Annotated in this window: 16 protein-coding genes and 1 tRNA gene; all 17 read left to right on the forward strand. The window is 49.9% G+C overall.

The annotated features are described in order from the left end of the window. Positions 1–10: 10 nt before the first annotated feature. The 17 genes from M0P74_10465 to M0P74_10545 all read left to right on the forward strand — a co-directional run bounded on the left by M0P74_10465 (position 11) and on the right by M0P74_10545 (position 20,062). Positions 11–502, forward strand: coding sequence for an HIT domain-containing protein (locus M0P74_10465; protein MCK9364003.1), 492 nt, complete (start codon positions 11–13; stop codon positions 500–502). After that, positions 499–837: a LapA family protein gene (locus M0P74_10470; protein ID MCK9364004.1), complete on the forward strand. Its 339-nt coding sequence runs from the start codon at positions 499–501 to the stop codon at positions 835–837. The genes M0P74_10465 and M0P74_10470 overlap by 4 nt, the downstream gene beginning before the upstream one ends. A 362-nt stretch (positions 838–1,199) precedes the next feature. Then, on the forward strand, positions 1,200–3,407 hold the full coding sequence (locus tag M0P74_10475; protein ID MCK9364005.1) for an ATP-binding protein: 2,208 nt from the start codon (positions 1,200–1,202) through the stop codon (positions 3,405–3,407). Further along, a complete protein-coding gene (locus tag M0P74_10480) occupies positions 3,404–4,399 on the forward strand; it encodes a response regulator (GenBank protein ID MCK9364006.1) in 996 nt (331 codons plus the stop codon). The genes M0P74_10475 and M0P74_10480 overlap by 4 nt, the downstream gene beginning before the upstream one ends. Positions 4,400–4,902: 503 nt before the next feature. Next, the gene (locus M0P74_10485) at positions 4,903–5,547 is read left to right on the forward strand and encodes a TetR/AcrR family transcriptional regulator (GenBank protein MCK9364007.1); all 645 of its coding nucleotides are present in this window, start codon (positions 4,903–4,905) and stop codon (positions 5,545–5,547) included. Between the two features lie 81 nt (positions 5,548–5,628). Beyond that, positions 5,629–7,488 carry an acyl-CoA dehydrogenase gene (locus M0P74_10490; GenBank protein ID MCK9364008.1) on the forward strand — a complete coding sequence of 620 codons (1,860 nt, stop codon included), beginning with the start codon at positions 5,629–5,631 and terminating at the stop codon, positions 7,486–7,488. A 36-nt stretch (positions 7,489–7,524) separates the two neighbouring features. Next, entirely contained in the window at positions 7,525–9,945 is a 2,421-nt protein-coding gene (locus M0P74_10495; GenBank protein MCK9364009.1) for a 3-hydroxyacyl-CoA dehydrogenase/enoyl-CoA hydratase family protein, read from the forward strand. Positions 9,946–10,042: 97 nt separating this feature from the next. Beyond that, positions 10,043–11,239 carry a thiolase family protein gene (locus tag M0P74_10500; GenBank protein MCK9364010.1) on the forward strand — a complete coding sequence of 399 codons (1,197 nt, stop codon included), beginning with the start codon at positions 10,043–10,045 and terminating at the stop codon, positions 11,237–11,239. A 444-nt stretch (positions 11,240–11,683) separates the two neighbouring features. After that, positions 11,684–11,758: transfer RNA gene (locus M0P74_10505), tRNA-Val, on the forward strand. 188 nt (positions 11,759–11,946) lie between these two features. After that, positions 11,947–13,143, forward strand: coding sequence for an integrase arm-type DNA-binding domain-containing protein (locus M0P74_10510; GenBank protein ID MCK9364011.1), 1,197 nt, complete (start codon positions 11,947–11,949; stop codon positions 13,141–13,143). A 648-nt stretch (positions 13,144–13,791) separates the two neighbouring features. Next, positions 13,792–14,145 (forward strand): hypothetical protein, encoded by a 354-nt coding sequence (locus M0P74_10515; GenBank protein ID MCK9364012.1) that lies wholly within the window; start codon positions 13,792–13,794, stop codon positions 14,143–14,145. A gap of 252 nt (positions 14,146–14,397) precedes the next feature. Next, entirely contained in the window at positions 14,398–15,099 is a 702-nt protein-coding gene (locus M0P74_10520) for a hypothetical protein (GenBank protein MCK9364013.1), read from the forward strand. A gap of 313 nt (positions 15,100–15,412) precedes the next feature. After that, positions 15,413–15,607, forward strand: a complete 195-nt coding sequence (locus tag M0P74_10525; protein ID MCK9364014.1) for an HNH endonuclease — start codon at positions 15,413–15,415, stop codon at positions 15,605–15,607. 18 nt (positions 15,608–15,625) lie between these two features. After that, positions 15,626–16,093 carry a hypothetical protein gene (locus M0P74_10530; GenBank protein MCK9364015.1) on the forward strand — a complete coding sequence of 156 codons (468 nt, stop codon included), beginning with the start codon at positions 15,626–15,628 and terminating at the stop codon, positions 16,091–16,093. 2 nt (positions 16,094–16,095) lie between these two features. Beyond that, entirely contained in the window at positions 16,096–17,673 is a 1,578-nt protein-coding gene (locus M0P74_10535) for a terminase large subunit (protein MCK9364016.1), read from the forward strand. A 147-nt stretch (positions 17,674–17,820) separates the two neighbouring features. Further along, complete coding sequence (locus M0P74_10540; GenBank protein ID MCK9364017.1) at positions 17,821–19,524, forward strand: phage major capsid protein; 1,704 nt, start codon at positions 17,821–17,823, stop codon at positions 19,522–19,524. A gap of 55 nt (positions 19,525–19,579) precedes the next feature. Further along, positions 19,580–20,062 (forward strand): hypothetical protein, encoded by a 483-nt coding sequence (locus M0P74_10545; protein ID MCK9364018.1) that lies wholly within the window; start codon positions 19,580–19,582, stop codon positions 20,060–20,062. Positions 20,063–20,081 lie beyond the last annotated feature (19 nt).

Below are 20,081 nucleotides of genomic sequence, written 5' to 3' on the forward strand. Positions count from 1 at the left end.
GAGGTGTTGAATGGAGGTAATTTTCGCTCCGTGGCGAGAGGCCTATATAAAAGGCCCAAAGCCCACTGGTTGCGTTTTGTGCCGCGATTCCTCGCGTGACGAAGAACTTGTCGTTTATGAGGGCAGGACTGTGTACGTAATGGTTAACAGATATCCATACACAGGCGGTCATCTAATGGTTGTGCCGGTTCGCCATTTGGGAAGCTTGAAGGATATCCAGCAAGAAGAGCGGACGGAGATATTTTCGCTTGTTGATATTTCTGTCCAGATATTGACAGAGGCGATGAAGCCGGAGGGCTTCAATATCGGGATGAATCTGGGAAAGACCGCCGGCGCCGGCATTGACGATCATCTCCATTGCCACATTGTTCCGCGCTGGGCCGGGGATACAAATTTCACGACCGTAATCGGCGATATCCGCGTGATCCCTGCGGACGTTTTTGCAACCGCCCGGGAACTGCGGCCATATTTTAATCAATTTAAACTGGGGGACAACAGATGAATGTTATCTATACCGTCATCGGGGCGATTATTGTCTTGTTTCTCGTTACCTTTTCGCTGGACAACACGGTTTCGATAAGATTGAGTTACTACGGATACTTCGAACGCTGGTTGCCTACTTATCTCTTAATTTTTCTCTCTTTTCTGATAGGCGTTATCTTTACCGGGATTCTCGGGATCGTGGAGAGATTCCGCATGACGCGCACCATAAACCGTCTCAACAAGACGATCCGGGATCTTCATCGGGAAATAAAGGTTAAGGACAGCGCCTCTTACCCTCCCTATGCGGAGACGCCAGAGAAACCAGAATTGACGGATAACGTAAAAACTCCCTGAAGGTACGCTTAAATATTTGCAAATAGGTGGATAGTCTGTAGGTGTTTAGGTGGGTTGAGGTCATTGATTCGTTCTTTACTCAGTCCTAACAGACGACAGTCTAAACAACCTGAGTAGTTACGATTATAAAAGGGAGGTAATTGCAAAATTCCCCATTCTTGTCATTCCCGCAACGATTCTGAGCGGGAAAACGAAGTTTAATGTTCATAATCTGGTTCTGACTGCTTGAAAAACCATATTATGAACATTAAGCTTCGCTTTCCCGATAGAGACATTATGAACATTAAGCTTCGCTTTCGGGAATGACAAATGGTTTTGCAATTGCCTCAAGGGTAAGCTGATAATTTTCGGTAGTTGCGCTAATGCCAAATGCCTCTTTTAACTCCCTTTTTTATATCATTTCCTCCCTGCTGGGCTTTCTTGTTTTGTTGGGCATTGCCGTGGTTTCTGTTTTGCGGGGCGGGGGGAGGCGGACTAATATCCTGTTTTCCGGAATCTGCCTGCTGGGCGCCCTTCTTAATGCCGACGTTGCCCTTGTTTCGATTTTGCCCGACGAACAGCTTGCCCTTTATATAGACAGAGCTGTTCATCTCTTCTTCGTTTTTAGCGTTCCTGTATATATCAGTTTCGTCCATGAGTTTTTGAACATTGCCTCTCGCCGCTGGCTGGAGAAAACGGCCTGGCTGTTGAGCGCTGTATTTTTGACTGTTGTTCCAACCAGTCTTTATATAAACGGTTTTAACCACTATTTTTTCGGCAGGATTGCCCGCGCTGGCCCTCTGTTTTACTGTTTTTCCGCGGTAACAGCGTTCACGGTTTTGTACTGTCTGGCAGTGCTGTATGGCGCTCTGAAGCGAACTGCCGACAATGCGCATAAAAACCGGATTAAGTATATTTTGGGAGGCCTTGGTTTTTCTGCTTTCCTGCTTTGTTTTACAATTCTTCCGGTAATGGGTCTCCCCGTTTATCCGCTCGGAAATTTCAGTTTCATTCCGGCGCTGTTTTTGGCCTTTGGGGTTTTGAAGTACGACCTGCTGGACATTGGCGTCCTGATTCGCAAAGGAGCCGCCTATTTCGCATTAACAGGAATCCTTACCGCCCTTTACGTAATTCTCATCTTTCTTTTCAACTCTTTCTTTATCTCCACGTTCGGGGGGAACTCCTTTGTTCTTTCCCTGCTGCTGGCGCTCGTCATCGTCCTTTTATTCAACCCCCTTCGGGAACTGGTGCAAAAGTGGATTGACCGCATTTTCTTTCGAGGAAGTTACGATTATCATGGGCTTCTCAAAAAGATCAGCGGGCAATTGGCGTCACTGCTCACTCAAGAGCAGATAAAGGAGCTGCTCATCAATGAAATCAGGGAGGCAATGCGGGTAGAAAGGGTGTTGTTGATTATTAAGGACGGTAACTCCTATAAAATATTTGGTTCATTGGAAGCGCAAAAAACAACGGAGGAAAATTTTCGGGAGCTTGAATTGCTGGATGGTATTTTGCAGATAAGTACATTGCCAATTACAAAAGGAGCAATAGCAGGGAAAATTGCCGATAAAAAAAACAGGGATACGCTGATTCGCCTTTTTGATTGCCTCGGAGTGACACTGGTAATTCCTTTGCCGGCACGAGAAGGAACGGCGGGGATGATTTTTCTCGGCCAGAAAAAATCCGGCGAACTTTTTGTCGATGAAGATATTGAAGTTTTGACGACGATAGCGAATCATGCGGCAACTGCCATCGAAAATGCAAGCAGTTATGAGGCGCTCAAGTCGTTCAATCGCGATCTTGAAAAAAAGGTGCAGGAAAGAACCGCCGCCCTGCAGACGGCTCTCTCCGACATGGAAAAGGCGGAACAGCAGTTGATCCGGTCGGAGAGTCTCGCCGCGATCGGGCAGCTTGTGGCCGGCGCGGCGCACGAACTTAACAATCCGCTTGCCGGGGCGATGAGTCTCGTGCAAACGAGCGTTGCGACCATTGCTGAGGGCGAACTTACCGCAGCCGACAAGCAAGTGATCGTCGAGGATTTGAGTTTTGCAATTGCGGAGCTGCGGCGCTCGGCAGGAATTATCCGCAGTCTGCTTGATCTGTCGAGGCAGACCCAGACATACGTGGAACCTGTGGAGATGAACAGGGTGATTGACGACGCGCTCCGGGTTCTCTATAACCAATATAAAAACACCCCTGTAACAATTGAAAAGAGATATGAGGAAGAGTTGCCCCCCGTCGAGGGAAATTTCGCTAATCTTGGCCAGGTTATGATCAATGTCATCCAGAATGCGCTGCAGTCTTTACCGGAAGGCAAAGGACTTATCATCCTGACTACGGGCTACCAAAAGCGGACCGATAAAGTTTTTATTGAATGCGCCGACAATGGCGCCGGGATCCCGGCGGCTGTTCTCAACGATATCTTCAAACCGTTTTTTACGACCAAGGTGGTTGGTCGGGGCACCGGCCTCGGGCTTTATATCTCCTATGAGATAATCAGGCGGCATGACGGTCGGATTGACGTAGAAAGTGAAGCAGGGAAGGGAACCGTAATAAAAATTGAAATCCCCTGTCGAAGGAGGGCAGCATGAGTGGTTTGATGGTTGTTGACGATGAGGAGGGGGTGCGCCGCTCCCTGAAGAGGGTTCTGGAGCGTGACGGTTATGAGGTCATCCTTGCCCAAAACGGCGATGAGGCAATTTCCATTATTCGCAATAATGGCAAAAACATCGAAACGGTCATTTCCGATTACCGGATGCCCGGCATTGACGGACTGGAAACCCTGATCGAAATAGGCCGCATCAATATGGATATTACGAGAATCATGCTCACCGGCTACGCGACGATGGCGAGCGCCATTGAGGCGGTCAACGAGGGAATCGACGGTTTTCTGACCAAGCCGTTCGAAAACGATGAGTTGAAGGCAAAAGTACGGGAATACACAATTAAAAAGAGGCTCAAGCAGTTCGTTTCCGAACAGGTTATGAATGAATTGCAGAGAGATGGGGGTGCTCTTTTGCCCAGGCGTCTTGATGTCAGCGTGCTTTTTACCGACATTCGCGGTTTTACGGCGCTCTCGGAAAAGTTTGATCCCGCGGAACTTTCAGTTCTTCTCAATCATCACTATTTCACCCCGATCGACAACATTATTTTCCGTCATAAAGGCACAGTTGATAAACATATCGGGGACAGCGTCATGGGGATATTCGGAGCGCCCCTCAGAGGAGACAACGATCCGTTGGGCGCCGTTTTAGCCGCCCTGGAGATTCAGGAGAAGATGGCGGCGATAAACCAGGAAATAAATGAAGTGAAACAACGTCTGGATGTCGGAATTGGCATAGCCACCGGGGAGGCAATGGCGGGGATTTTCGGATCACCGCGGAAGAAAGAGTACACCGTCTTCGGGGCGGCGGTAAATCTTGCCTCACGGCTGGAAAACATGGCCGCGGCGGGCGAAATACTGATTTGCGAAAACACCATGCATTGCGTTGAGGATAGGATCGTTGTTGAAAATATTCCCTCCGCCTTAATACGAGGGCTTTCCCTTTCTCCGGCTGTTTACCGGGTATTGTCCTGCAAATGAACCGCCTTAGGGTCTGTCCACAAATAACCTGGGCAAGATTGCGCTCAGATTTGGGTTAGATTTGGTTGCGGCGATTGAACAAAACCGCAGACGTAGCAGCGCTACGTTGAGGATTTTGTGATTGAGCCACAGCCAAAGATGGCCCAAAGATGAGATGCAAGATGTTCAGGTTATTTGTGGACAGACCCCTAGTTGAGGCTGTTTGCAAACGAATGATCAATCCATTCCTGCATATCATCCAATTCACATATTTTTTCTTGACAGCCGAAATATAATGGAGTAAGGCTATCAATATATGACCGTCAGTCATATATTGACCGTAGTTCAGACCATTGGCCTAAGTCTTATGACTAAATCGCATTAAAAATAATTACCTGCGATTTATTTAAAGTGTTCACGTTCTAAGCAGAATGGATAACAGAGGGATTGCAAGAGTCATGTCGGCAGTTATTCGCAAGGGACTTGAAATTTAATTGAACCGTCTTTGCTTGAAGGTGTGAATCGTGGGACTTGAAGACCGCAGAAAAAGGGAACGGGAGAATCGCAAGGGTTCGATAATAAAGGCGGCTCGTAAATTATTTTTGGAAAAAGGGTTCAAAGCCGTTACCGTTGAGAGCATTGCCCACAAGGCTGAACTCAGCAAGGGCGCCATTTACCTGCATTATAGCAGCAAGGAAGAGATTTATGCCCATATCGTGCTGAGCGATCTGGGAAAATTTCACGACCGGTTTTCGGGCCTGGCGCAAAAACCGACAAACGCGTCCCGGGCGCTTTTCAAATTTGCGGACATTTACGTAGATTTTTTCCTCAATGAACGGGAATTCTTCCGAAACCTGATGAACTTCATGATCCGCGCTACCGGCATGAACTTTCCGGATGAGCTGTATGAAGAATCCATAAAAACCATGAACAAAACTATCGATATAGTAGAAGAGATATTTGCATACGGCGTCGCACAGGGTGAATTTCCCGGGACGATGAATCTCCGCCAGAACAGGAATGCCCTCTGGGGGATGCTGAACGGCATAATCTCGCTGTACATTTTTACAGGTAATGAGGAGAAGAGGGACGATGTGATCCGGAGCACCGTAAAAAAGGGCATGGAAACATTTGTTAGTGGTCTTAAAAGTGCGGAGGGGTCGGTTTAAACAGGCGGTTATTGCCGGGGAAACAGTCTCAAGTAATCTAAAGGCTCAGATTCTATTGAAAAATTAAAGGAGGGTCAGCTTATGAGTAATTTACTGGTAAATGGCAGGGATCAGCATTTCATACTTTTTGAACAATTCGGAATAGAAAAGTTGTTTCAAACGGAGGCTTTCAAGGACTTTTCCAAAGAAGATGCGCTGATGATTCTTTCGGAAGCGGAAAAGATGGCGCTCAACGTGATTTTACCTACTTACGTTGAAGGCGACAGGGAGGGATGCACCTTTAAGGACGGGATTGTTTATGCTCCCAAAAGCTATCATGATGCCTACAAGAAGTTCAACGAAGGGGGATGGATGATTGCCAACGAATCCCCGGACGTGGGCGGTCAGGGGATGCCAATAGCCTTGTATGAGGCCTGCCAGGAGACAATGAGTGCGGCGAATGTCTCTTTCTCGATGCTTCCCGGGCTCACCCACGGCGCTGGTAAATTGATTGAGGAATATGGTTCGGAAGAGCAGAAGAAAAAATACATGGAAAAGATGTACGGGGGCGTCTGGGGGGGGACGATGTGTCTCACGGAACCCGGTGCAGGCAGCGATGTCGGGGCTCTGAAAACAACCGCAAAAAGGCTCCCGGACGGCACCTTCAGCATAACAGGGACCAAATGCTTTATATCGTTCGGTGATCAGGATGTGACCGAAAACATCATCCATCCAGTGCTGGCAAGAATAGAAGGCGATCCCGCGGGAACAGCCGGCATCTCTATTTTCATAGTTCCCAAATACAAGGTGAACGATGACGGAAGCGTTGGCGCGCTGAACGATGTCCACACCGGCAACATCGAACACAAAATGGGCATTCACGGTTCATCTACCTGCACCCTTAACTTCGGCGACGACAACAAATGCATCGGAGAGCTGCTCGGGAAAGAGTGCGAAGGGATGAAGATAATGTTTTTGATGATGAACGAGGCCCGTCTCAGTGTCGGCCTGCAGGGCTTGTGTCTCTCTTCGGCTGCCTTGGAGCATGCCATCGCTTATGCAAAGGAGCGGATTCAGAGCGCCCTGGTCTGGGAGAAGAAGGTGCCCGACTCAAAACCGGTTCCGATTATCCAGCATCCGGATGTGCGCAGGGATCTGCTCTGGATGAAGGCCCATGTGGAGGGGGTGCGGGCGTTAAATTATTTTACCGCTTACTGCATGGACATGGCCAAGGCCAACCCCGCCGAAAGGGACAAATGGCAGGGTTTTGTTGAGCTGCTTACGCCGGTCTGCAAGGCCTATTCGTCAGACAAGGGGATGGAAATCTGCTCCAAGGCGATTGACGTTTACGGCGGTTATGGATACTGCCAGGAATATCCGGTGGAACAGTACCTCCGGGATTGCAAGATAGCCACTGTTTATGAGGGCACAAACGGCATTCAGGCGCTTGATCTGGTGGGCCGCAAACTGGCCATGAACAAGGGTATGAATGTCATGAACATGTTCGGCGAGATCGGCGCGACGATCGCTCGGGCTAAAAACATCGAAGAGCTCAAAATCGATGCCGCAAAACTCGAGGAGGCTTACAACGCCCTCGTTGATATGACAATGGCGCTCGCCCAGTTCGGCAAATCTTCCAGTTTTATCATCCCGCTTTTGAATGCTTCTTCATACCTCGACATTTTCGGCGATGTTCTGGTCGGTCATTTCCTCCTTCAGGCCGCAGTGGTTTCCTCGGAAAAATTGACGGCAATCTATCAGGAAAATGGCGCCGAGGAATCAAAGGCCAAAAAGCGCGCGTTGATTCGCTCTAATGAGGACGTTGCCTTCTACAATGGCAAGCTTGCGTCATCGCGCTTCTTTGCAGTTGAGGTGCTCTGTACGGTAAAGGCCCGCTGTGAGGCCGTCAAATCGGAAGAAAAGGTTGCCTTTGAGATGGCGGATGAATCGTTTACCTGCTAACACAAAGATACAAACGTATAAAAATAGGAGGAATATATGACATACGAAATCAAAAAGGCTGCTGTGCTCGGCGCCGGGGTTATGGGCGCCGGGATAGCGGCGCATCTGACCAATGCGGGCATTGAATGCGCCCTGCTCGACATTGTCCCGTTTGAATTGACCGATGCCGATAAGGCCAAGGGTCTGACGGAGAAGAGCCCGGCATGGCGGAACCGGTTCGCGCAAAGCGGCCTTGACAATGCGCTCAAGTCAAAACCGGCGTCTTTCTTTACAAAAAAGAATGCTTCCCTGATCAAAACCGGCAATTTCGAGGACAATCTGGGCTGGCTGGCCGATGTGGACTGGGTGATCGAGGTTGTGGTCGAAAACCTGAAAATCAAACAGGAACTTTTTGCCAGGGTGGAAAAGATTGTCCGCCCCGATTGCATCGTTACGACCAATACCTCGGGCATTCCCATCAGGGATATTTCTGCCGGTTTCGGCAAAAAACTGAAAGGACAGTTTCTGGGGACACATTTTTTCAACCCGCCCCGCTATATGAAACTTCTGGAGGTCATTCCCGGCGCCGAGACAAAACCGGAGATCGTTAAATTCATGACGGAATTCTGCGGAACGGTGCTGGGAAAGGGCACGGTAATCAGCAAGGACGTGCCCAATTTTATCGGAAACCGCATCGGCACCTACGATATTTCCAACGCTGTCCATCTGATGCTCGAAAAGAACCTGAAGATTGACGAGATTGACGCCATTATCAGTAAGGCGCTCGGACGCCCGAATTCGGGAATTTTCGGCACTTTGGACCTGGTCGGTCTCGATACCGGGCAAAATGTGATGAACAACCTCTACGCCGCCGTTCCTGAGGACGAGATGCGGGAGATGTTTGTTCAGTCGGAATTCATGACCAAGATGGTCGAACGCAAGTGGCTGGGCAACAAGACCAAACAGGGGTTCTACAAAAAGTCAAAAGACGCCAAAGGGAAAAGCTTAAAATTTGTCATTGACTACAATACGATGGAATATGTTTCGTCCTCCCGGCCGAGGTTTGCCTCCGTTGCCGCCGCGCTCAAAAAGAGCGACGAAGGCGCCGCCGGAATGATCAAGACGATGTTCAACGGCTCTGATGTCGCCGCCGAACTTACCCGGGAATACCTCTGCAATAACTTTATCTACGCAGCCAACCGCATTCCCGAAATTTCGGAGAGCATTATCGGCATCGATAACGCGATGAAATGGGGGTACAACCACCAGCTTGGCCCGTTCGAAACCTGGGACGCGGTAGGGGTGCGCGAAGCCGTAGAGGTGATGAAAAAGCTCAAAAAGAAGGTCCCCGAAAAGATCACGGAGATGTTAAAGAAAAAGTGCGAAACGTTCTACCTGCAAAAGGATGACGGTCGTTACTACTATGATTTCGATAAGAAGGATTATGTTAAACTGGAGTCCAATCCGCGGATCATTCTTCTGGGCGACCTGAAGGCGCAAAACAAGGTGATAGCAGAAAACGCCAGCGCATCCCTGATGGACATGGGCGACGGTGTTGCCTGCCTGGAGTTCCACACGAAGATGAATGCCATCGACGACGGGATGATCGAGATGCTCCAGAAAAGTTGCGACATCGTCGAGAAGGATTTCACCGGAATGGTCTTGGGCAACCATGGAACGAACTTTTCCGCGGGGGCGAACGTCTTCAAGGTGCTGATGGCAGCCCAAAAGGGCGACTGGGATATCCTTGATGAGCAAATTGACGGATTGCAGTCTGCCAACATGCGGATGAAATACCTCTCCAAGCCGGTGGTATCCGCCCCGGCGGGTCTGGCCCTTGGCGGGGGCTGCGAGATGGCCATGCACGCGGCCAAATGTCTTCCTTGTGGTGAAACATATATTGGTCTGGTGGAGGTGGGGGTCGGCGTAATTCCTGCCGGAGGCGGCTGCAAGGAGCTGATGGTGCGCGTGACGGAAGGCCTCCCCGACGGGGTTGTCGAAGCCGGCCAGAATATGCAGCAGATATACGCGAAGGCGCTGGAAAATATTGCGATGGCCAAGGTTGCGACCAGCGCCGCGGAAGGAATGGAACTCGGCTACATCCGTAAAACAGAGAATATTGCGCTTTCCCGCGATCATCAACTCTGGGATGCGAAGCAGGTGGTTCTGGGGCTGGCGAAATTCTACAAAAAGCCGCGTCCGGTTTTGATCCCGGTTATGGGCGAGAACCTGCGCGGCTTGGCCGAGGCGATGTTCTACAACATGCGGGTCGGCAATTACATCTCCGAATATGACGTCCATGTCGCCCGCAAGGTAGCCTACATCCTCTCCGGCGGCGATTGCCCGGAGGGAACGCTGGTGACCGAGGAGGAGATTCTGGCTTTGGAGAGGGAATCCTTCCTCAGCCTGTGCGGCGAAAAGAAGACGCAGGACAGGATAATGCACATGCTCAATACCGGCAAGCCGTTGCGCAATTAAAATGGCTGAAGGGGCGCGCTTCGTCGCGTCCTCAGGCTGGTTCAAGCTTGCAGATTGAGCCAAAACAAGGGGCATTTTTATACAAAGGAGGAATACGATGAGCGATGCGGTCATTGTTGAAGCAGTAAGAAGCGCCGGTGGGCGTTACAAGAAGGGCGGTCTGTCGCTGACAAGATCGGATGATTATGGAATACAGGTTTTAAAGGGACTTTTAGTGCGTGTTCCTCAATTAAAACCGGAAGATGTAGATGATGTAATTGTTGGGTGTTCCTTTCCCGAGGCGGAGCAGGGGATGAATTTCGGCCGTATTCTCTCAATCGGCGCGGGTCTGCCCATTACGACATCGGGGATGACGGTCAACCGTTTCTGTTCCTCCGGCATTCAGTCCATCGCGGATGCAACCGCCAAGATCAGGGCGGGCTGGTCGGAGGTGATTATTGCCGGCGGCTGTGAGACGATGTCCCATATTCCGATGGGCGGTTCAGTGCTCCGTCCCGATCCCGAGTGGGATTTCGACGGGGGAATGCCGAATGTTTACGTTTCGATGGGAATTACCGCGGAAAATGTCGCCGCCGACTACAATATATCCCGCGAAGAGATGGACAAGTTTGGCGTGGAGAGCAACCGTCGCGCCTACGAGGCGATCAAGGCGGGCAAATTCAAGGAGGAGATTATCCCGATTGTTGCCAACCGCTACAAGATTTCCAAGAGCGGCAGACGTGTCAAGGAGAAGTTTGTATTCGATACGGATGACGGGGTTCGCTGGCCCTCGAAACTTGAGGATATGGCAAAGCTGAAATCGCCCTTTAAGCAGGGCGGCAGCGTAACCGCGGCCAATTCTTCCCAGATGACGGATGGGGCGGCCTTTGCGCTTCTGATGACGCCGGAAAAGGCCAAGGCAATCGGTGTGAAGCCGCTGGCCCGGCTGGCATATTACGCGGTAGCCGGGTGCCGTCCGGAGGAGATGGGCGTCGGTCCCGCATACGCTATTCCCAAGGTTCTGAAGATGGCGGGGTTGACCACGAAAGATATTGATGTCTTCGAGATCAATGAGGCATTTGCGTCTCAGTGTCTCTATTCGGCCCGCGTAGTCGGGATTGAGGATCGCTATAAGGCGGGCGATGTCAATCCGAACGGCGGCGCGATCGCCCTTGGCCATCCGCTGGGGTGCACCGGCGCGAAGCTTACCGCCCAACTGCTGCACGAATTGAAGCGGCGCAAGGCAAAACGGGGCATCGTTTCCATGTGCATCGGCGGCGGCATGGGAGCGGCGGGCATCTATGAGATGTTGTAGGTGTCTGCTGGTCTTTGAGGTTTAAACAGCACGCATTATCAAAGAATGGGTCTGCGACAAAAATGTGGGTATCATATACTTGCAGAAACTTATTCCCCCTTTGGAAAAGGGGGGCAGGGGGGATTCATAATAAAAGCAAGGTGATATTTATTCTCCATCAAATCTCCCCCAACCCCTCTTTGCTAAAGAGGGGTGAAAAACTGCTCTACCCATAAATTTGTCGCACACCCTCAAAGAATGGTGCATGAGAGGAGGCCGCCTTCGAGGGAACGCGGACTCCTCTTTATTTACGGAACTCAAATGATTATTGATTTCTTGGCTCGATATATTGTTCGGTCTTGCTGAAAGGGCAGGGGCAAGCGCTTGTCGTGCAGAAGTGATTGCAAAATTTTCCAATTTTTGCTTGAAAAGCGAGTCTCTTTGGGATATACGACGGCTTCCTTTGGGCGGTTAACTCAGCGGGAGAGTGCTACCTTCACACGGTAGAAGTCACTGGTTCAATCCCAGTACCGCCTACCAATTGAATGTTTTTTAAAGTTTATTACAGTTTAAGAAGAGAAAGAACCCGTTAGAAATAGCGGGTTTTTTCTTGTTTATAGTCCAGCGACGTGTTATAGGGTTTTTTAACATCCAAGGGTTTTTAGGGATATCCTGAGCATTAGAATGTCCCTACAACGGAACCGATGTCCCTATAAGGAGGCAAACTAATGCCACGTTTAACAATGCCACTGACAGATGCGAAAGTTAAAAATGCGAAGGCGCGGGTAAAAGAATTTAAGATTTTTGATGGCGGTGGTCTGTACTTGGCCGTTAGTCCTTCCGGTGGGAAGCTCTGGAGATTGAAATATCGGTTTGAAAATAAGGAGGCAAGGTTGTCGCTGGGGATATACCCGGCTGTTTCCCTTGCCGATGCCCGCCAGCGCCGCGAAGATGCTAAACGATTATTGGCCAATGGTGTTGACCCCGGCGCAGTCAAGAAGGCGCAGAAGCAGGCACAGACGGAAGAAACAGAAACCTTTGAGGTAGTAGCAAGAGAATGGCATATAAAACAATCGAATGTCTGGGTTGCAGCCTATTCCGTGAAAATGATTCAAGGGTTGGCAAGAGATATTTTTCCATGGTTAGGGCCGAGGCCGATAAAAGAAATAAAGCCACAGGAATTATTGATTGTATTGCGGCGTATAGAATCACGCGGCGTCCTGGATACCGCACACAGGATGAGGGTTGTTTGTGGACAGATTTTTAGATACGCAGTTGCAACGGGCAGGGCGGAACACGATATTTCCGGCGATCTAAAGGGAGCGTTGACACCGTTCAAGGAATCCCACCATGCAGCTATAACCGACCCCTTGAAGGTGGGTGGCTTGCTACGCGCGATTGACGGATACCAAGGCGGCTTTGTTGTTCAATGCGCCTTGAAGCTCGCTCCGTTGCTGTTCGTGCGTCCGGGGGAGCTACGAAAGGCAGAATGGTCGGAGATTGACCTTGACGAAGCTACATGGAATATTCCCGCTATTAAGATGAAGATGAGGGAGGCGCACTTGGTACCACTATCAACACAGGCAGTTGCTATCCTGAAAGAGCTTCACCCATTAACAGGCACAGGGAAATACATCTTTCCGTCGGCAAGGTCTGCTACCCGTCCTATGTCTGACAATGCGATCTTGGCGGCATTGCGCCGCATGGGTTTTGATAAGGATGAAATGTCCGGACATGGATTCCGGGCAATGGCGCGCACCATCCTTGACGAGGTGCTACAGGTGAGACCTGACTTTATAGAACACCAGCTTGCCCACAGTGTCCGCGACCCTAACGGAAGAGCCTATAACCGAACGCACCACCTACCAGAGCGGACAAAGATGATGCAGCAATGGAGCGACTACCTGGACAGCTTGAAAGGATAAAAAAGCGGCGAACGGGGGGGAAGTTTTTAAACCCCCGTAAGTTATTTATATATTTCATCATTCTGCTATTTTTACCCTAAATACAGCAAATTCGGTAGATTTTCATAAAGCAAGACCTCCCTAAATTTCACAGTATTTTTTCCCCCCTTTTTCGCCTTTTTTACCCTCTTTTCTACACTTTTGACACCATGTAACCCCTTGATTTTTAAAGCGCCAAGATTTAATATAATGTTAAGCATTATATTAAATGATATCAATTAGTTACCTCATTTTTTTGCTTGATTTTCCTGAAAATAAGTTTACTATCGAAACTAACGAAGCAATTTACACCGATTCGGACTTAGTTGGACTTAATTATCATGGAGGCAAAAATGGCAGAACGAACCGAAAGATTTTTAAGATTACCGGATGTCCTGGAACGATTTCCAGTCTCCCGCAGCACATGGTGGAACGGCGTAAAAACTGGAAAATACCCAAAGCCAGTGAAACTTTCGCCAAGAACTTCAGCATGGACGGAAACCGTTATAAATGATCTATGTATCAGGCTTTCTGGTTATTCAGTGAAGGCTGAAGCGAGGGCCGACCGATGACCATTACTATTCAGAAAGCCTGTTATCGGGCGGAAAGTGCGGTGTTCAGGGGGGTGCGATGAACCCCTCTACTTTAACCTTTGCCGAGATGGCCGAGACTATCACCCCGGAAACCCTGCCGGACTTCCTTCATCGTCTTTCGAGCCGACCTGAACCCCACGACCTCAATTTTACCGCACTCATTCTTGAGCTGGCCGGGGAAACCCTGAACCGGACGCCATTCTCAATTTTCCGGCAGTACGCTGATTTGACCGGGGAACGTAACCCGGAACTTGCCGAACGCCTCTGGAAGATCAGCTTTCCCGGTGTTCTAATCAACCTTAAACCCAAAGAGCCCAAAACAGGGATAGTTATTGATTTTCCCATTGATAGACTGAAAAAGTCAATGATATCCACCAACTATACGCGATAGGCATTATATATGTATAATATCAAGATGTTGCAGAGTTTTGGACTGACAAAACAAACCATATATATATTGTATGTATTAGTTTGTTTTGTCACGGCATGCCATTGTAACCTATTGAAATCATTTACCATTACGTCAACCAACAGCAACTTGGTGGATATCATTGAGGTTTTTTAATGACCGATGCGAATAACGGCAAACGAGCGGGGTGCATTTTCCAGAGGGCGGCAGATACCATGCGGGGCGTGGGTGCCGATGCTGGCAAAAAAATCGTACCGGCGACAGCAACACTGCGACCGCTGGAGTTGCAACGATTGCAGAGCAAGGAAGATCAAAAACCTTCAAGCGGAGATTCAGGGTGCTGGGCTGGCAGTTACAACTTATGTATCCGAAAGACCACCTATCACGACAGACCCAGAGGCAAAGGCTTTGAGTAAGTTATTGAGACAAGTTTGTGGAGCATGGTGGACGGTGCGAAGTGATTCGAGAATAGTTATTATTGCGAAATCTGCGCACCTTGATGCTGTTCGTTTGCGTACTAAATATATCATGGAAGCTCTGATTGTAGACGTCTTGAACGAACCATGGAGTCAATCCTTTGCCAAGCGGATTACCAGACCGCACGGGCAGAAAGAACAGAAGGTAAAAAACACTGACAGTGCCTATGCTCAGTGGATTGGCGAGGAAGGCGGGGAAGTAGCCATGCAAGAGTTTACGGCGCTTAAAAGCGATCCTCAGCGTGCTAAATGGCTATTGCATCACATGGATGAGGTTGTGCTCTACAATCAGGGGAAAGAAATCATGGAAGAATATCAAGCGGGGGCTGAAGTCTCACTCAGGGGGGCAAGCCCCCCCGAACCCCCCCGGCAATTACAATTGAATGAGAAAGAGACTGTAAGGGCGGCGGACGCCGTAGGCGGCATGACGCGCCGCACTGCAAGGAACGTATGTAATTGAAAGAGGAAATGTATGATGCCTACAAAAACTATAACAAAGCGGCTCGCCGAGTGGGAAAGAAAATTTGAGGAAGCCGCAAAGCGTAAGAAGCAAAAGGCAAAGGTGAAACATGAGCAAAAGAGCAAGTAAGTATTGTGCATCATACCCCTGCAATCAGATAGCCACGAACGGCGCTTACTGTACCCAGCATCAACCTATCAGGGCAGAGAAGCAGGCAGAGCCATTCTATTTAAGCACCTCGTGGCGAAGGTTTAGGGATTACTATATAGGCTTACACCCCTTATGCGAGATGTGCTTAGCTGAGGGGCGCGAGGTGCCGGGGCAGATTGTCGATCACGTCCGGGAGATCAAGGACGGCGGGGCACTGACAAGCGAGGACAATGCAATGACCCTTTGCCACTGGCACCATAACAATAAGACGGCAGAGGCGAAAGCTGTCAGAAATCATCAATTAGGCTACGGGAATAACCCGCCCGGTAACTCAGAGCGAGTTTTTCAGGTGTTTTAGCCATAGGAGGTAAATGGAATGTCAAAACTTAAACCGACAGCACTTTTAGAACTTGAAAAGGGCAAACTGTACAGCGATCAGCGCGACCGTGCTGAACTGGAACCAAAGCCAGAACGGGAATTGACGCCACGATGCCCACGTCGCTTTTCAAAAGAAGAGCGGCGGGCATGGAAAGAGATTGCGGCAGTCTTGAAAAACTATGGCCTGTTCACGATTGCTAATGCAATCCAGTTGGAATTGCTGACAACGACCTGGGTGCAATATCTGGATTGTTGCAAGCAGATGGTGTTGGCCCCGGCGATCATTATCAAGGGGCCGGACGGCGGGAGCATGTATAACCCGCACTTTAACGCACAACATCGGTTAGGCGTACTGGTTGACCGGTACAGCCAAAACTTAGGGCTATCATCAATCGCACTGGCGAAGATAGGAACATTGATGCTGAAGAGTAAAAAGAAATCAGAGATGGAATCTCTACTGGATTAACCATGATTAAGAAAGACGGATTAGAAAAGGCGTTACGAGTCAAGACCTTCATTGAGAACTTGACCTTCTCAAAAGGGCAGTGGGCCGGACAGCCGTTCAACCTGCTACCGTGGCAATGGGAAGATGTTGTCCTGCCGGCATTCGGCACATTAAAGAAAGATGGCTTCAGGCAATATCGTTTTGTCTATATCGAAATCCCCAAAAAGAACGGGAAAAGTGAACTTGGAGCTGCGCTGGCCCTATACCTTTTGTGTGCTGATGGTGAAGGAAAGCCGGAAGTTTATAGCGCGGCAGGCGACCGGGAGCAAGCTGGCCTTGTTTATGAGGCGGCGGCGCAGATGGTGAAAAACAGTCCGGTTCTATCAAAATGCCTGAAGGTTTTAGACAGCCGGAAACGAATTATCAATCCGAGAAACTCCGGATTTTATCAAGTCCTATCGTCGGAATCTGAGCTTCAGCATGGATTGAGCCCCAGCGCGATAATCTTTGATGAATTACACGCCCAGCCGACCGACCGCCTCTGGAACGTACTGACAGCCGGGACGGATTACGCAAGGTCACAACAATTAGTTTTTGTCCTGACTACAGCCGGGATTTACGATAAAAATTCTATTTGGTGGAAAATCCGAACCAGAGCGCAACAAATTGAAAAAGGAATTATCAAGCAGCCTGACTTCCTGCCGGTTCTCTATATCGCCGACCCGGAAACCGATAATCCCGATGATGAAGAATTGTGGCGGCGGGTAAATCCGTCAATCGGTCATATTTTTGATATTGATAAAATCCGGGCGGACTATGCGACAGCCAAGAATGATCCGGTTGACTACCAGAACTTCTTGCGCTTCAGGTTGAACATACCAATCAAGAGCCTTTCCCGATGGATGCCGATGGACAAATGGGATGCCTGCGCCGACCCTGTAAACCTTGACAGCCTCAAGGGGAGAAAGGCTTACGGTGGGCTTGACTTGGCCTCTAAGAATGACCTTGCAGCCTTTGTGATGGTTTTCCCACCTGAAGCGGACGGCGGCACCTGGGATATCCTCTGCAAATTCTACTGCCCTGAAGAGGGAATCTTGAAACGGTCCAGAATTGACCGCGTAAACTACGATATTTGGTCAAGGCAGGGTTTTTTGACCTCTACCCCTGGCGATTGCATTGACTACAATTTTATTGAAAACGACATCTTTCAGGCGGCGAAGGATTATGACCTCCGGGAAATCGGCTTTGATAGCTGGAATGCAACATCGACCGCTAACAGAGTAATGGAAAAGCTCAATCCGACGAACGCCGACAATGGCTTCAGGATGATGGAGGTTCGCCAAGGTGCAAAGTCCTTTAACGAACCCGCTAAAGACTTGCTTGTCAAGGTGATGAATAAGCAGATTCGGCATGGCGGAAACCCCGTTTTGAGATGGTGCGCTGATAATCTCGTTATGAGGTCAGACCCGAACGGAAACGTCGCACCTGATAAGCAAAAGGCAAGGGATAAAATTGACGGCATGGTTGCGCTGATAATGGCTATGTCCGGGGCCTTGCGGCACCAAGCAAAGGAGGTTGAACCGACGATCACTTGGATTTGATGCCTTAGCATCACAACAATCAGGGTTTTCCTGAAGGGTGGCCACCTGGAAGGGAACGAATAGAATAACAGACCGGCATTAGGGTGCCCTAACACCTTAGTGCCGGTTTTTTATTGCCCTGAAATTAAACAAAAACAGGAGGTTAAAATGGAGAGAAGGAGTTTTAAGATTGAGGTTGGCAGTTTAAGAGCGGAAACACGGACAGTCGAGGCGAGTTTGTCAAGTGAATTTCCGGTGTTACGTCGTGAAGGTGAAGAAGTACTTTCACATAAACCGGGGGCGATTGACCTGAGCCGGGCACCTTTACCCCTTCTAAGGGCGCACGACAATTCCAGTCTGCCCGTGGGGGTTGTCGAGAATCTGAGCGTCGTCGGTGGCAAGTTGCGCGGCACCATCCGGCTTTCAGCGAACGAGGATGGGCTGTGGAAAGACATCCAAGACGGAATCTTGAGGAACCTAAGCATTGGCTATCAGATTCTTGAACGGGTGAAAACCAAGGCCGGATTTATTGCAACTAAGTGGCTTCCCTATGAATGCAGCTTAGTGGCGGCACCCGCAGACAACACGGTCGGGATTAACCGATCAATTAACAATAATAAGGAGCGTAAGATCATGGACAAAAATGACGTATTGAAAAGTAAAACGGCGGCAATTAGTGAATTGGCAGAGCTGGCCAAAAGCGGCGAAAATGCCGAGAGGATGGAAGAAGTCAAGGGTGAAATCCGCTCTTTTGACAGCCGTCTTGAAGCCTTTGAAATGGCCGATGCCGGGCGGAAGGATGTCAAGGGATTTGTCCCGGACGTTAAGAAGGTTGACAGGTCTATCATTGAAATGGGCGGTGGGCCTGTGGCTAACAGGTCGTTTGCTGGCATGTTCAACGGTGGCAAGCCTCTGGACGTTGATGAGGAAGCAATCCGGGCTTTCCGGGCGCAGATGGTTGAAGGGGTTTTTTCGTCCGGCGGCGCGAGTGTTCCAGAGCCCTTAGCAGCGGCATGGTTGGATAGTTCCCTGGAATCTGAAGTAATCCGACCTCGTGCGACCGTGTACTCTATGGAGAGCGCGACCCGTAAGGCAATCGGCTGGGATTGCAAAAATCAGACAGGTGGCTCTTTGTTTGGCGGTTTTTCCATGCAGATGCTGTCTGAGACAGGAACCGGCACCCCGCAAGTCGGCAAGTTGCGCGTGATCGAACTGGCGGCAAAGAAAGGCGGGATTTTTTGCGAAATTTCTAACGAATTGTCTGAGGATGGCATGGGGATTGACGCCCAGATCGACAATGCAATTCGCCTTTCTATCGGCTACGGCTTGGACAACCTGTTCATCAATGGCGTGGGCGCTTCAGAACCCCTTGGCCTGCGTAATTCCCCGGCGAAGATCGTCGTGGCAGAGGAAACCGCGCAGGCTAACGACACCATCGTTTATCAGAACCTCGTGAATATGTACGCGAGGATGTACCCGGCAGGGCGGCAGAGAGCCGTCTGGATTGCCAACTCCGGTACCCTGACGCAGCTTATGGGCCTGACCATCGGGACCGCTTCGGCTTATGTTCCGGTAATGACGGAATCGAACGGCCAATTTTATATCTTTGGTCGTCCCGTCCTGTTCAATTCTCATTCCCCGGTTCTGGGAGATGAGGATGACATCATGTTTGTTGATCTGTCTCAATACACAATTGGCGTTCGTCGTGATCTGCGTATCGAGAAGAGCACAATCCCCGGATGGACTCAGGACTTGCTTTCCTATCGTGCCCTGATTCGTTTCGACGGCCTCTGCACCTGGAACACCTACCTGACCCCGAAAAACGGCAGCACCATGTCCTGCATCGTCGGCCTTGGCGAGCGTGACACCTAACCAATTAACCCCTAACAGCCGGGAGCAATCCCGGCACCTATAAAGGAGAATTACAATGAGATTATCTGAGACGATGAAAAAGGTGCCTTTGCTGGCTTCTGCGGACATTACCGCTGGCGTGGATTCTGATTCAATCAACATGAGCGATTATATCAATGCGTCGTTTGACGTCGTTTTTGGGCCTGGCTACACGGAAGTTGGCGGCACGGGCGGCGCGGTGGTGAAGCTCTATTCAGGCGTAACAGTCGGGGCCAAGACCACGGCCTTAACCTTTAATTATCGCTATACCGGCGGCGCTATCGGGGCGGCAAGCGCTGACATTTTATCGGATTTTGCAACGTCGGCAGCTTTGACCTGTGCGGCGGCTACCTATACTTCCCGGATGCTCACTATCGAGATTGACGCGGCTGAAATGGCAAGTGGTCATTCATGGCTGACCCTGGAAATCGGGAATCAGGCGGGAGCGGGGGAAATGGTGATCGTAGCGCACCTGACGCCGAAATATCAGAGTGCAGCGGAAGTCACCTGCTTGACGTAATTAAACCATGGGCGGGGTG

It is taken from the genome of Syntrophales bacterium (assembly GCA_023229765.1).
Taxonomy (GTDB): Bacteria; Desulfobacterota; Syntrophia; order Syntrophales; family UBA5619; genus DYTH01.

Coding starts and splice junctions, on each gene's coding strand:
- M0P74_10465 (MCK9364003.1), top strand. CDS start 11: ATGGAGGTAATTTTCGCTCCGTGGCGAGAGGCCTATATAAAAGGCCCA.
- M0P74_10470 (MCK9364004.1), top strand. CDS start 499: ATGAATGTTATCTATACCGTCATCGGGGCGATTATTGTCTTGTTTCTC.
- M0P74_10475 (MCK9364005.1), top strand. CDS start 1,200: ATGCCAAATGCCTCTTTTAACTCCCTTTTTTATATCATTTCCTCCCTG.
- M0P74_10480 (MCK9364006.1), top strand. CDS start 3,404: ATGAGTGGTTTGATGGTTGTTGACGATGAGGAGGGGGTGCGCCGCTCC.
- M0P74_10490 (MCK9364008.1), top strand. CDS start 5,629: ATGAGTAATTTACTGGTAAATGGCAGGGATCAGCATTTCATACTTTTT.
- M0P74_10495 (MCK9364009.1), top strand. CDS start 7,525: ATGACATACGAAATCAAAAAGGCTGCTGTGCTCGGCGCCGGGGTTATG.
- M0P74_10500 (MCK9364010.1), top strand. CDS start 10,043: ATGAGCGATGCGGTCATTGTTGAAGCAGTAAGAAGCGCCGGTGGGCGT.
- M0P74_10510 (MCK9364011.1), top strand. CDS start 11,947: ATGCCACGTTTAACAATGCCACTGACAGATGCGAAAGTTAAAAATGCG.
- M0P74_10515 (MCK9364012.1), top strand. CDS start 13,792: ATGAACCCCTCTACTTTAACCTTTGCCGAGATGGCCGAGACTATCACC.
- M0P74_10520 (MCK9364013.1), top strand. CDS start 14,398: ATGCTGGCAAAAAAATCGTACCGGCGACAGCAACACTGCGACCGCTGG.
- M0P74_10530 (MCK9364015.1), top strand. CDS start 15,626: ATGTCAAAACTTAAACCGACAGCACTTTTAGAACTTGAAAAGGGCAAA.
- M0P74_10535 (MCK9364016.1), top strand. CDS start 16,096: ATGATTAAGAAAGACGGATTAGAAAAGGCGTTACGAGTCAAGACCTTC.
- M0P74_10540 (MCK9364017.1), top strand. CDS start 17,821: ATGGAGAGAAGGAGTTTTAAGATTGAGGTTGGCAGTTTAAGAGCGGAA.
- M0P74_10545 (MCK9364018.1), top strand. CDS start 19,580: ATGAGATTATCTGAGACGATGAAAAAGGTGCCTTTGCTGGCTTCTGCG.